General features: G+C 45.8%; 9 protein-coding genes. 6 read left to right on the top strand and 3 right to left on the bottom strand.

What is annotated here, in order from left to right; genetic code table 11:
* Positions 1-12: 12 nt before the first annotated feature.
* A complete protein-coding gene (locus BJP34_RS38320; RefSeq protein WP_149030713.1) occupies positions 13-435 on the top strand; it encodes a hypothetical protein in 423 nt (140 codons plus the stop codon).
* A 29-nt stretch (positions 436-464) separates the two neighbouring features.
* Here the strand turns inward: BJP34_RS38320 and hemE are convergent, their stop codons facing one another.
* A complete protein-coding gene (gene hemE / locus BJP34_RS00375; protein ID WP_070390614.1) occupies positions 465-1,526 on the bottom strand; it encodes a uroporphyrinogen decarboxylase in 1,062 nt (353 codons plus the stop codon).
* Between the two features lie 746 nt (positions 1,527-2,272).
* The gene (locus tag BJP34_RS00365) at positions 2,273-3,178 is read right to left on the bottom strand and encodes a S66 peptidase family protein (RefSeq protein ID WP_070396417.1); all 906 of its coding nucleotides are present in this window, start codon (positions 3,176-3,178) and stop codon (positions 2,273-2,275) included.
* Positions 3,179-3,429: 251 nt separating this feature from the next.
* On the opposite strand from BJP34_RS00365, the gene ffh reads away from it, so the two are divergent.
* From ffh to BJP34_RS00345, 4 genes are all read left to right on the top strand, one after another.
* Complete coding sequence (gene ffh, locus BJP34_RS00360) at positions 3,430-4,869, top strand: signal recognition particle protein (RefSeq protein WP_070390612.1); 1,440 nt, start codon at positions 3,430-3,432, stop codon at positions 4,867-4,869.
* A 502-nt stretch (positions 4,870-5,371) separates the two neighbouring features.
* Positions 5,372-5,620 (top strand): 30S ribosomal protein S16, encoded by a 249-nt coding sequence (gene rpsP / locus BJP34_RS00355; RefSeq protein WP_070390611.1) that lies wholly within the window; start codon positions 5,372-5,374, stop codon positions 5,618-5,620.
* Positions 5,595-6,011, top strand: coding sequence for a KH domain-containing protein (locus BJP34_RS00350; RefSeq protein ID WP_070390610.1), 417 nt, complete (start codon positions 5,595-5,597; stop codon positions 6,009-6,011). Before rpsP ends, BJP34_RS00350 begins: the two co-directional genes overlap by 26 nt.
* A 199-nt stretch (positions 6,012-6,210) precedes the next feature.
* Positions 6,211-7,167 (top strand): PhoH family protein, encoded by a 957-nt coding sequence (locus BJP34_RS00345; protein ID WP_070390609.1) that lies wholly within the window; start codon positions 6,211-6,213, stop codon positions 7,165-7,167.
* Between the two features lie 14 nt (positions 7,168-7,181).
* On the opposite strand, the gene BJP34_RS00340 is transcribed toward BJP34_RS00345, so the two are convergent.
* Positions 7,182-11,219: a CHAT domain-containing protein gene (locus BJP34_RS00340; RefSeq protein WP_149030712.1), complete on the bottom strand. Its 4,038-nt coding sequence runs from the start codon at positions 11,217-11,219 to the stop codon at positions 7,182-7,184.
* Positions 11,220-11,998: 779 nt separating this feature from the next.
* Here BJP34_RS00340 and BJP34_RS00330 point away from each other — a divergent pair.
* Positions 11,999-13,393: an RNA-guided endonuclease InsQ/TnpB family protein gene (locus BJP34_RS00330; RefSeq protein ID WP_149030711.1), complete on the top strand. Its 1,395-nt coding sequence runs from the start codon at positions 11,999-12,001 to the stop codon at positions 13,391-13,393.

Below are 13,393 nucleotides of genomic sequence, written 5' to 3'. Positions count from 1 at the left end.
CTCCCCAAACCTATGACTGCTAGAGGGAGAAAATGGCACAGAATCTGGTTATCGATTCTCTACTGTTCTATAAAACGTGAACATCGCGGACAAAAACGTCACAACGACGCCTGTTTACTTCCTGTTTCAACTAGGACTGTCGGCAGCACCCTATCCACAGGCTTCAAATCGGCTGGAACCCAACCTAATATTGAAATTGAATTTGAGGTGACAACTTTGTGGCTTATCTCCGTTATTTTCGGGAGATTTAAAACTGATGGCTTTACTCAGTTACCTTTTCACAGGCTACCCACTCTTGTAGAAGAGTATCTGGATGTCAAGCCTAATACTGTTATTGCTTGGTTATTGCATAGGCCGATTGTACCACATTCCCAGAGGAGTTTTGTTGAAAACATGCGGGTATGTTACCCATGCGTAACGCTAATCATGTACTAGATTGCTACTCTCTCTTGTGTTATCGACTATTATGCATGAACAGCCATTAATTCATTTGCCTTTTTGGCAGTTTCAAAGAAGAATCTAACATTATCTTCTGGAGTGCCGGGTAAAACACCATGACCGAGATTTAAGATATGACCTTTGTGGCCAGCTTTGCGAATAGTATCGACAATGCGATCGCGAATAAAAGCTTGTGACCCAAAGAGCACTCCTGGGTCGATATTGCCCTGAACTTTCATATCAGGACCCAATCTTGCTCTAGCTTCTGCCATGTCTACGGTCCAGTCTACGCTGACCATATCAACCCCGGACTGTCCCATGCGTTCAAGCACTCCAGCGCTACCACTGATATAGAGAATGAACGGGGTATCTGGGTGAGTGGCTTTAACCTGCTGTACTACTCGCTGCTGATAGGGTAAGGCAAAGGTTTCGTAGTCTTGGGGACTCAGTTCACCTGCCCAAGAGTCAAACATTTGTATGACCTGAGCACCGCTATTGATTTGGTAACGGACATAGATAGCGATCGCATCAGCTAGCTTACCCAAGAATTGGTGTAGCATAGCTGGTTGTGAGAACGCCATTCCTTTAATGATGGAGTAATTTTTAGAACTTTTACCCTCAATGGCATAAGCGCCCAAAGTCCAGGGAGCACCGACAAAACCTAGCACTGCTGCTTTATTGCCGACTTCGTCCCGTAGCGCCTTCAAAATTTCCCGGATAAACCCAAATTTCTCTAAATCCAACAGATGTAGCTGGTCAATTTGTTCCTGGGTACGAATCGGTTGGTTAATGATTGGCCCTTTACTTTCGACAATATCAAAATCGATACCAATCCCTGGCAATGGAGTTAGAATATCAGAGAACAAAATCACTCCATCTGGTTTAAACGCTTTCCAGGGTTGTAGAGAAATCTCAATCGCTATGTCGGGATTTTCGGAGCGCTCGCGAAAACTCGGATACTTATCCCGTAAATCGCGATAAACCTTCATATAACGACCTGCCTGTCGCATCATCCACACAGGGGGGCGCTCTAACTCCTCACCACGAGCCGCCCTCAACAAATAAGGAACCTGGCTTGACTCAGCCATATGGCATCTATCCTATTATACTTTTTTAAGTGTATTTGTCAGCTTATCATGCTGGTATTCCCTTTACTCTCCTGATTTGAGAAGATTAAAAAAGTGTTAATAATAAGTTACATTCGAAGATAGTGCCTTCCTTAAAAGGTGATGGAAACAAACGGAATAACAAGCTTTCCAGCTTCAACCTGCTAACCTGCTAACTGGGTGACATACTCCTACACTGACTCTGCTCTTACAGAGCCGCTCCGCGAACGAGTGAGCGTGTAGGCTTCTTGCCAACTCCACCCAACGGTATCGGCTTTCGCCGACGCTGCGCGAACGGATACGTAGGCTTGCTTTATTAACGACACGGTCAGAAGTTACCGCAAGAAGAGTGGAGCCTTTATGGTTAGTCGGCTATGGGTAAAGGGTTAAAACTTTATGATTAAGGCGACCCTCTGATAAGGTTTCGTCTCCGGGATGCCCCTCCGCGCCGGAACAATACAAAAATTCGATTTTTTCGCGCTGTAAATAGCTGACAAACCAGCATTTAAGGCCTTTGGCCACGCTTCGCGAACGGCTTTGTTTATCAGTATATATATTATAGCAATTCCATACATACTCTGTGCAAAATTCATCCCACACCTAATGCGCAGCATTAGGTGTGGGATGAATTTTGCCGGACAGCTAACCTTGGCCAAAAGGCCACCCGTGCGGGTTCAACCTGCCAACTTTCAACCTGCCAACTTTCAACCTGCTAACCTGCTAACCTGCTAACCTCCAACCCAACTCAACGTCCCGGCCTCAGCATCTAGTTCAACCAGCTGTCCGACAGGAAGAGCAGCGTTAACCCCATCGTGACCGAAAGGCAAGTCAGAGACAACCGGTATACCGAGATCCCAAATGCGATCGCGCAAAACTTCCTCCACAGTCCAGCTAGGAACATCCTTGGGAGGAGCACAACGGCTAAACCGCCCTAAGGCAATACCTTTCACCCCGGCCATTGCACCACTCATGCGCCACTGAGTCAACATCCGGTCAATGCGGTAGGGAGCCTCGGTGACATCTTCGAGAGCAAGAATAACTCCTGATAAGGAAGGTTGTAGGGGTGTACCCAGCAGATGAGTAGCGACTGTAAGATTAGCCGGTAGCAACACACCAGAAACTTTACCACCTCCCCAACCAACCCCTTTCAAGGGAGCTATGGGTCGTCCTTCCACCCAATCAAACAAGCGCTTGAGTGACCATTCCGGTTCACCAGCAATAGTAGTCAATAACGGACCATGAACACCCGAAATCCCAATCTGACCAAGACTCCACAGTAAAGCAGTAATATCAGAAAAACCAATCAACCACTTCAACTGTTCTGGCCATGTCCAGTCTTCCAGAAGTCTAGCGCTACCATAACCTCCTCTACCACAGAGAATGCCCCGACATTTGGGGTCAAGACAGGCTTCGAGCAACTGTTGGCGTCGCTGACTATCAGTCCCAGCTAGGTAACCTTCCCTAGCGTTCCAGTTCTGTGGTAATTGAACATGGTAGCCACGGGATCCCCAAATCTCAATCCCCCGATTGAAAGCATCAACCTCACGCAAGGTTCCACTCGGAACAATTACCCGCAATACATCTGGCGGTTTTAATGGTGGTGGTAGCTGGCATACAGAAAAACCAGCCCTCATCTGTTGCACAGAAAGTTGATTCACGCGCTCCCTAATTCGGCAGTAGCTCTTAAGTCATGCCTTGATTTTAACCGCTTGAACAAATGTTACGAATAGCCTAGGGCTGAATGCTTACCAACACATTGAACTACAATCCCCAAAAGCGCTATGCTAGTAAGGTGTGTAGCTAAGATGTGTGGTATATCAAAACTCTGGCGACCCAGTAAAGTAACTATAAGAACAAAACCATCACAATTATTGACAATTGACGTATGTTTGATGCTCTCGCCGAACGCTTAGAAGATGCTTGGAAAAAACTACGGGGTCAGGACAAGATCTCTAGTTCTAACATCCAAGACGCCCTAAAAGAAGTGCGTCGCGCCCTCTTATCAGCAGACGTCAACCTACAAGTAGTCAAAGATTTCGTTGCTGGAGTAGAAGCGAAAGCACAAGGCAGTGAAGTCATATCAGGTGTTCGCCCTGACCAGCAGTTCATCAAAATAGTCTACGACGAACTGGTGCAAGTGATGGGGGAAACCAATGTTCCCCTAGCTAAAGCAGACACCCCACCAACCGTTGTGCTAATGGCTGGTCTACAAGGTACTGGTAAAACTACCGCCAGTGCAAAACTCGCGTTACATCTGCGTAAGCAAGAACGTAGCTGTCTGCTAGTGGCTACAGACGTGTATCGACCCGCAGCCATTGATCAATTAGTCACCCTCGGTCAACAAATTGATGTACCTGTGTTTGAGTTAGGTACAGAAGCTGACCCAGTAGACATTGCTCGTCAAGGGGTAGAACGGGCAAAAGCAATGGCTATCGATACGGTAATTATCGATACAGCGGGACGACTGCAAATCGACCAAGACATGATGGGAGAACTCTCCCGCATCAAAGAAACCGTCCAACCCCACGATACCCTACTAGTGGTGGATGCCATGACTGGTCAGGAAGCAGCAACCCTGACCCGCACCTTCCATGAGCAAATCGGTATTACTGGGGCAATTCTCTCCAAACTTGATGGGGATAGTCGTGGTGGTGCTGCCCTTTCAGTCAGGCAAATTTCAGGTCAGCCGATTAAATTTGTTGGGGTTGGGGAAAAGGTCGAGGCACTACAACCATTTTATCCTGACCGGATGGCATCCCGGATTCTGGGTATGGGGGATGTACTCACCTTGGTTGAGAAAGCCCAGGAAGAGATTGACATCGCTGATGCTGAACAGATGCAACAGAAAATGCTGGAAGCAAAATTTGACTTCAGCGATTTCTTGAAGCAGATGCGCCTGTTAAAGAACATGGGATCCCTTGGTGGCTTGATGAAACTGGTTCCAGGCATGGGCAAACTCAGTTCTTCTCAACTTCAACAAGGGGAAACCAAGCTCAAGCAGTCCGAAGCTATGATTAGCTCCATGACCTCCGAGGAGCGTCGTAACCCAGATTTATTAGCTAGCTCTCCGAGCCGCCGCCGCCGCATTGCCCAAGGTTCTGGTCATACGGAAAAAGACGTCAGGGGTCTGGTGAGTGAATTTACTAGAATGCGATCGCTTATGCAGCAAATGGGTCAAGGTCAGATGCCAGCCATGGGGGGGTTAGGTGGTATGTTAGGTGGTATGGGGGGTGGAAATCCTCGTAATCTACCTGGTTGGCGTGGTAGTGGCTCTGGCAAGAAAAAGAAAAAAGGTAAGAAGAAGAAGGGATTTGGGGAATTATAGTAGAAAGTTAGCGAGTTGTTCGCTTAGCGTGGCCTTTTGGCCAAGGTTAGCCAGTTGAACGCGCACCCGTGGCCTTTTGGCCAAGGTTAGCCAGTTGAACGCGCACCCGTGGCCTTTTGGCCAAGGTTAGAAGGTTGAACGCGCACCCGTGGCCTTTTGGCCAAGGTTACGCTTAAGGTTAGCCGGTTGTTCGCCTTTGGCGTTATGTGTAGGGTAGCTTAGCTCCTAGAAGGTTAGCCTGAAGGTTAGCCGGTTGTTCGCCTTTGGCCTTTCCGTAGGGTAGGTTAGCTCCTAGAAGGTGACGCGGTAGAAGATTAGCCAGTAGAAGGTATGCCTGAAGCTTAGCCTGTTCCCATCAGCCATGGGGTGTCGGGTAGCTGAGAAGATTGTGAACAGGTAGCGGCTTGCCTGCTGAGTCAGTTACAATCTTCACAATTCAACCTGTTCACTTTCAAACCCCCAAAGATCGCTTAAAATCAAACAGGTGAATTAATTAGGTACAATGATCAAAATCAGATTAAAACGATTCGGCAAAAAGCGTGAAGTAAGCTATCGAATAGTGGCAATTCCCAGCAATGCACGCCGTGATGGGCGTCCTCTAGAAGAACTGGGATTCTATAATCCAAGAAATGATGAAACGAGGCTGAATGTACCAGCAATAGTGAAGTGGCTCAAAAATGGAGCTCAGCCAACACAAACCGTGCGTAATATCTTGCAAAAAGCTAATGTTTTTGAACAAATCCGTACCTGAAATTCTATCTGCTTCTGTTAGAGATGATGACCCAGATTATTCAGCACTGGTGAGATTTTTAATCGAGCCGTTCTTGGAATCACCAGACTCCCTCAGCGTAGACTGTGAGAAATCAAATGGTAAAGAGCGTGTCTGGATTCGACTAGCTTTTAATGGAGAGGATAAAGGGCGAGTTTTCGGTCGGGGTGGTCGCAATATTCAAGCGATTCGGACAGTAATTAAAGCAGCAGCCCAAGCTGCTGGCCAAACTGTTTATTTGGATATCTATGAAGGCTCAGGCTCAGGTAGTAGCCCTCGTCGAGACAATGGCCCTAGTCGTAGAACCATTGTCAGAAGAAATTTACCTCGCCGAGTTTCCAGACCTAGAGTAATTCCAAGATTTCCCTCCTAGTTCTCTATTGCAATAGTTTTGAAGGTTTGGGTAATGAGAGGACAATGGAAAAAAGGAAGTAAAAAACATCCTGCTGCTGTACCTCTCATTACCAATGGCAGGAAAAACTGATCAAACCCTATTGACAACTCCCCATCGCTAAGCCTAGGAAATTAGGACAGGTTAGTTAAGCAGACAGCAAGCCTTTAGTTGATAAACCTTGAGTGAAGTATCCAAAACAATTGAGCTACCCAGCCCAGAAAGTGCAATCGCCTTGGTGGGAGACCAGGAAGAAAACCTGAAAACCCTATCACGGCAAACCGGTGCGCATCTGGTGCTGCGAGGGCAAGAGTTATTGATTTCTGGCACCCAGAAACAGGTCGAGCGGGTATCATCCCTAGTGCGATCGCTTAAAATTTATTGGCTCGAAGGTAAAAGGATTACAGGAGTAGACATCCAAACTGCAATTCATGCCTTAGATACTAAGCGACAGGATGAATTACAAGATTTACATCAAGATGTACTGGCTCATACTCGCCGGGGTGAGGTCATCCGAGCTAAAACCTTCCGGCAACGGCAGTATATCAAAGCTGTACTAACCCATGACCTCACCTTCTGTGTGGGACCAGCAGGCACTGGCAAAACCTTCCTAGCTGTGGTAATCGCCGCTCAGGCGTTACTAAATAATCAATATGAACGGCTGATTCTGACACGACCAGCGGTAGAAGCTGGTGAAAAACTTGGCTTTTTACCAGGAGACTTGCAGCAGAAAATTAATCCCTATTTGCGCCCCCTCTATGATGCTCTCCATGAACTGATTGATACAGAGAAGACTGCCAATTTAATGGAACGGGGCATTATTGAAGTGGCTCCCCTAGCGTATATGCGAGGTCGCACCCTCAATAATGCCTTCGTGATTATTGATGAAGCTCAGAACACCACACCAGCCCAGATGAAGATGGTTTTGACTCGCTTGGGTTCACGTTCTCGGATGGTAGTGACTGGTGATCTCACCCAGACCGATTTATCTAGCAACCAACCCTCAGGATTAGCGGTAACCCTAAAAATTTTAAGATCTGTAGAAGGCATTGCTTTCTGCGAACTCACCAATAAGGATGTTGTCCGTAATGCCCTCGTTCAGAGGATTGTTACTGCTTATCAAAATTATGAAAAGTGAAGAATTGGTATAAACTAGGGATCCCCAACCAGAGTGAAAGCAGCCCAATAGTAGGGATGAGAAAAGCTTTGTTTTCCTGGTCCTGACAATTCTGGCGGTAACGAGATGTTCTTGCCCGAGCCATATAACTGATTATTCTCGATACGCACATTGCCTTGAATCATCGCTAACTGTGCCTGTCGCAAGGCTTCGCTTTTACTCGATGTCTTTTTCAACTGACGGTAAAACTCAGTAGTCAGCCCCAGAGCACCTTGATCACTGACATACCAAAGGGTTGCCAAAGTCGAGTCAACTCCTGCCTGAAAGGCCGACCCAGCAAAACCCAACTCTGCTTCTCGATTGCCCAAAGCAGTTCGGCAAGCACTCAGTACCAATAACTCTACCGATGGCTCATAAAGCAAATTTTCCATTTCATACAGCCTTAGTTTGTGGTTCCACATCTGAATGTAGGAATCGTTAGGAGTTCCTGGGTTGAACTCTGCATGGGTGGCTAGGTGAATGATCCCATATTGCTGCTGTTCTCGTTGAGCCCTTAAATTGTCCATAGTAAAGGCTTCGTTGAGAAAAGAGCGACCTTTCCACAGTTTTTCAGTGATGGTGGTTAACTCCACTTCTACCCCAGGCAAAGGCTGTTGATAAGGAAATTTCGATGCTCCCATTGCCAGAACCCGGAAGGGTCTCACATCTGTGTGACGAGAATAGGTTAAGCTCAGACTAGGTACCAAGTTAACACCATATTTCTCAACCAGATATTGTTGCCCATCGTAGATAGCTGCTAGGGGTAGAGAGCGCAAACCCTCATCCATAGCAAATATTAGGCTCTGAATCTTGCGGGCGTTTAATTCCTTCTGTAAGGGCGCTATGATCCATCGATAAAGTTGCTCACCTGAATTTAGGTGGTCTTTGGCATCCAAGCTGTCGGCATTGCTAAGCGATCGCTGAAATCTATTGGTCACAGCTAGGACTTGATCACGACTGGCACCATTGATTTGCCGCACAATTGGATTACCTTCAGCTGTGATCACCAACAGTTCCAGCTGGTCATTTGGTTGTGGTAAGCAACGCTCTGGTGCTTGAGGAACCTCAGAGAGTCGGTAACCAAACCGTCGGTCGATTTTGGAAACAGGGATTGAGGGAGCTTGACATCGAGTGCCTGGTAATGTACTGGAATTTTCGACAAAACTGACGTAAATAACGGCAGTCTTTAGCCCTGTCTCCCTCTCAAGCTCCCGAGTCCGATTGCGGACATCATTCTGAGTGTTGATTTTGGCCTTAAACGGTCGCTGAAAGTGTGACTCATATTCTTTGGTGAAGGCTTCTTCAATTAAATAAACTGGGTCACTTTCAGGTGAAACTTCTTCAGTTGTGGAATTTGATTGAGATGAAGCAGTAGGGCTTCCAGGTTCTGAAGTACCAGGGTCTGAACTACCAGGGTCTGAACTACCAGGGTCTGAATTACCAGGGTCTGAATTACCAGGGTCTGAACTAGAGGGTTCTTGCGTGTCACTTATAGTCTTGTCAGAGGGGGAAACGGCAGGCTGGTCACCATTGTTTCTACCGTTGGGCTTACTTGTGTCAGGGCCAGGCTCTATCGGTTCTATCGGTTCTATCGGTTCTATCGGTTCTATCGGTTCTATCGGTTCTATCGGTTCTATTGGTTCTATCGGTTCTATCGGTTCTATCGGTTCTATCGGTTCTATTGGTTCTATTGGTTCTATTGGGTTAGGATTCGTCTCAGATTCGGGAAAACGGCTAAAAATCAAATCACCTATACCCCCTCCACCGAAAGCCCGCAAATCTCCCTGGATTTGATCTCTTATTTGTTGTTCCTGCTCTGGGCTGCTCTCTTGCTGACTAACAAACTCTATATCACCAGCATTACCAATTAGATTAGCACCATTACGAGCACTCCCAGCTGCTGTATTGATCTGCAACTTAAACTTATCAAAGTCGATATTATCTAAATTTGGAACCTGAAACGTTACTTTACCAGCATTACCAGGGAGTTCTACCTGGGTGTTGATTCTTATCTCGACTGTTTGTCCCCCTGTCGTAATACTGCCCTCTTTGGTTTCCAAAAATACATTACCAGAATTACTACCATTGGTTTCTGTGGTTCTTATTTGGGTAAACGTTAAACCACTATTGCCAAAAATAATGTCACCTTTAGCAGATAAGATTACAGGACCAGCATTATTATTTTGAATTCCAGGAGCATTATTATTACGACCATTCCCAGGATTACTGGTGTTTATATTGCCAATGGTGATACTCCCTTCGGATGAAGCATTTCCAGAATTGTCGGTAACTTGATTGCTCAATTCATCTTTATTCAAACCCGCCCTTAAAATCACGGCACGAGTAGTTTTTAAGGTTTGATTCTCTAATTTGTTTAACGTGTCACTATCTAATTCGTTACGCTTTGAAGTGGAAACTAACTCTAATAAATTTTCTCGCTGAGTATCTGTTAACTCTGAGTCTAAATCTGCTAGCCCAGTATCTGGTACAGTGATTGTGATATTCCCAGCTTCAATATTTCCTGTGGACTCTACTTTAAGAGAAGACCCTGTGTAATCCCCAAAGGTAACATCCCCAACAGCCGTGATAATTGGGTCTTGGAGGCTAAAAAAGTTTTTTGGTTCACCAGCTAAATTCTCAATTGAGAAATTACCGCCACTGGCAAAGTGAGCATCTGTAGAGATCCTGCCATCGCTGACCAAGCTCAGGTCGCCACCACTCTGGAAGCGGGTGTCGGAATTCTTCAGTGCTAGGATATCAATGCCCGGATCCTGCTTAATGCCCTGATCCTGGTTCACGCCCCCATCCCCCTGAATCTTGAGGTTTCCTCCTGCTACCGCTTGGAAGGAATTATCTGCTGTGTCCCTAATCCGCACCGTCTCCTTAGCCAATAGGGTTAAGTCCCCCGTGGTAGATAGCTGGCTTTCGCTCAAATTGAGGTTATTGTTAGCAGACAGGGTAATGTTATCGCTAGATATCTCACTTGCACTCAGAGTCAAGTCATTGTTGGCAGACAGGGTGGTGTTCTTACTAGATAGCTGGCTTTCCGTCAGAGTCAGGTTATTGTTGGCAGAAACAGTCAAGTTATTGTTGGCAGACAGGATTGCTCTTTGTGCTGTTAGGTCCTTAACAGTTACATCCCCAGGGGCTATAGTGATGCCAGAACTAGTCAAGGTCACGGTTTTATTATCACCATTATCCGTGAATTCTGTGGCATGACTGACACCATCCCCGGTTAATAGCTTCGGTAAAGAGAGCGGTGTAAAAGATTGTTCAGCTGTGGAAGCATCTGAGGGTAGGGGTTCAACTTCCAAATTCAGCAAACTTCCTGGCTGGCTAATTTTTACCAAACGTTCCCCAGGCACAGCAGCTATAGTAATTGTTGCGTCTGGAAGCTCCAGTTGATTGGTGTTGATGACAGTACCACCGATTAAACTGAGGTTATTGCCTGCTGCGACTTCTAGCTTACCCTCATTAAAAATTAGTCCCGGTGTCTCGGATGTATCAAACGCAAAGGCACTGGGTGTACCGACTAAGGTAGAGTAGTCATTGGCACTAAAGGCATTAAACCAATTGTCATCACCAAAGCCAATCCTAGTCGCCGTAGTTGCGGTGAATGAAGCGGGTACATTCAGCTGGGCATTAGCACCAAAAATTATCCCCGCTGGGTTCATTAAAAACAGGTTAGGGTTGCCCTCCCCTGTGATTTTTATCAGACCGTTGATCACAGAAGCATTACCACCGGTGACCCGACTCAGAATGTTTTGTATACCCGGTTGAGATAGGAAGTTAGCAATTTGGTCTTGGTCTAAACCAAACTCCTGAAAGCTGTGAAAGAGATTATCTCCAGAGCGAATGCCACCATCAATGTCAAATTGATTGCCACTGGAATTTGGGGTGACTTGGGTCTGAGTGCCATCATCGGCTGGAATAGGCTGTGCTTGAGTTGGCATGACACCAATATGGGCTACCAACAAAGATACGGCTGCCAGGGACTGGCTGATTTGACTCACAGCTAATTTGATTTGGCTCATGGGTAATATCGTTTTTAATCGGCTATCCTGAATTCCAAAATGCATTAGTCAACTACAGGATGAGATTAGCAATTTCCTAATACGTCTGTTTTTAAGCTGAGGTCAGATGCACCCTGGGGTATCAGCTGCTTAGGAGTGAATCACACGGAATCACACGGAATCACACTGAATCACAATACTGAGGGGAATAGTACTATGAGTCAGGGTTTGGTAAACATCAGGCTGGTGACCTTAACTGAAATCTTGAAGCCTTTATGAAGATATCAGTATATACACTAGTATTATATATACACTTTTATTATGAATATTACTGATTAACTTTGTTCCCGTTAATTTATATTAACTTCACTAAATATTTTTGATATTGCAAAATAGTTTGAAGCTCTCTATGGTAAGCTAATAAGATTAATTTTAATTACCAGTAATTGAAGTAAAAGTCAGTAAAATCATCGATTATCAAATGGGAAGAGTTTGAGAGGGGCTATTCATCCCCATCCGTCTATAGGGATGGGGATGAATAGCCCCTCTCAACTTTCTTCGATACCCCTAATCAATCTCTCTATAAATTCCCCTGCGCTCACTCCATTCTTTTGTGCCATCCGCCTCAGTTTGTTCCAAGCGTAGTCTGTCAGCATTACGCCGTGTACTTTTTTGAGCTGATCGTAATGCACAGGGACTCCTCGCATTCTTTTTTGAGATTTTTGCGGTTTAGGGGTTGTCATTTCTAGAATACTCGACTATACTAATAGTATTCTAACAGGAAATTTGAGGTCGATATCGTGCATTACGGATACGTCTACAAGTTATGCCCTAGCCTAGAGCAGGTGACCACCATGAATCAGTGGTTAAATATGCTTTTAGCGCAGTACAACTATCTATTACGGGATAGGAACGAGTCTTATGAGCAGGTGAAAGCTCCGAAAATGGGAGAATACTGCAACCTACAGACTAAGGGGTCAGCTTGTCCTTTGACCTGTTCGGTTAACAAATCGACATCCGTAGGTTACCCCTGGAAAAAAGGTAAAAACCCTAAACGAAACCCTTACGAAGTGCAAAGTTCGAGTCTACCGACACTGAAAAAGGAGCGCCCTTGGTACAAAGGGATTCACTCAACTGTCTTACAGCAGATGTTACGGCAGTTAGATCGGGCATTCTCGAAGTTTTTTAAAGAGGGTGCTGGCTACCCTAAACCTAAGCGTCGTTCTAGATTCAGAAGTTTTAACTACGCGCCTAAGCAAGTTAAAATCAAAGGGCATCATATCTACCTACCGGGTATTGGGTGGATGCAATTCTATAACTCCAGACCTATTCCCTGTGGGTTTCAAATCAAGTCTGTCACCGTCCGCAGAAAGGCTAAAGGATGGTTCGTTAGCGTCCAAATTGAGGATAAGTCTGTTCCTGTAGCCCCGACAAAGACTAAAGATGAGATTAACCCCGATCGGGTGAAGGGTTGCGACTTAGGTATCAAAAAATTAATCAGTACCTCGGAAGGTGAATTTATACCTAACCCGGTGAAGGGTTTAAAACATAAACGGCTATCACGACGATTGAAAATCAGACAGCGTGCTGCTAGTCGAAAGAAAAAAGGGTCTAAAAACCGCAAAAAAGCGTTCGGAAAGGTCGCTTACTTACACCAGCAGCTAGAGAACAAGAGGTCTGGGTATCATTGGGAAGTTGCTAATCAACTAACTGATAATGTCGATGCCTTGGTGTTTGAAGACTTGAACATCAAAGGTATGAAGTCTCGGTGTAAACCCAAACCTAATCAGAATGGTGGTTATGATCACAATGGTCAATCTGCTAAGCGCGGTTTAAACCGGGCGATCTCGGACGCTGCATGGGGTGAGTTGCTTAACAAGGTTGAAGTCGTGGCTGCGAAGTCAGGCATACCTGTAGTCAAAGTACCGCCTCAGAACACCTCAAGAGAGTGTCCTAAGTGTCACCACATCAGCAAAGACAACCGCAAAGGAGAAAAGTTCGTCTGTACCGAATGCGGATACCACGATGATGCTGATGCAAACGGTGCCGTGAACATCAAAATCAAGGGTCTGAAAAAACTGGGATTTGACCCTACCGAGCTACCCACGGGACGTGGGAAAGTTACGCCTACGGAGCTATCAACCGTTAAGGTTGAGCCTAGGAAAGAATCCCCATCCCTCTATAGGGTGGGGTAG

Origin of the sequence: Moorena producens PAL-8-15-08-1, from assembly GCF_001767235.1 — a bacterium.
Lineage (GTDB): Bacteria > Cyanobacteriota > Cyanobacteriia > Cyanobacteriales > Coleofasciculaceae > Moorena > Moorena producens_A.
The sequence above is the reverse complement of the archived record's forward strand: the minus strand, read 5'-3'. Positions and strand labels throughout refer to the sequence as shown.

What these genes read in the sequence shown, in the direction of transcription:
- rpsP (WP_070390611.1), top strand. Translation starts at nt 5,372, where the DNA reads ATGATCAAAATCAGATTAAAACGATTCGGCAAAAAGCGTGAAGTAAGC.
- BJP34_RS38320 (WP_149030713.1), top strand. Translation starts at nt 13, where the DNA reads ATGACTGCTAGAGGGAGAAAATGGCACAGAATCTGGTTATCGATTCTC.
- BJP34_RS00365 (WP_070396417.1), bottom strand. Translation starts at nt 3,178, where the DNA reads ATGAGGGCTGGTTTTTCTGTATGCCAGCTACCACCACCATTAAAACCG.
- ffh (WP_070390612.1), top strand. Translation starts at nt 3,430, where the DNA reads ATGTTTGATGCTCTCGCCGAACGCTTAGAAGATGCTTGGAAAAAACTA.
- hemE (WP_070390614.1), bottom strand. Translation starts at nt 1,526, where the DNA reads ATGGCTGAGTCAAGCCAGGTTCCTTATTTGTTGAGGGCGGCTCGTGGT.
- BJP34_RS00350 (WP_070390610.1), top strand. Translation starts at nt 5,595, where the DNA reads ATGTTTTTGAACAAATCCGTACCTGAAATTCTATCTGCTTCTGTTAGA.
- BJP34_RS00340 (WP_149030712.1), bottom strand. Translation starts at nt 11,219, where the DNA reads ATGAGCCAAATCAAATTAGCTGTGAGTCAAATCAGCCAGTCCCTGGCA.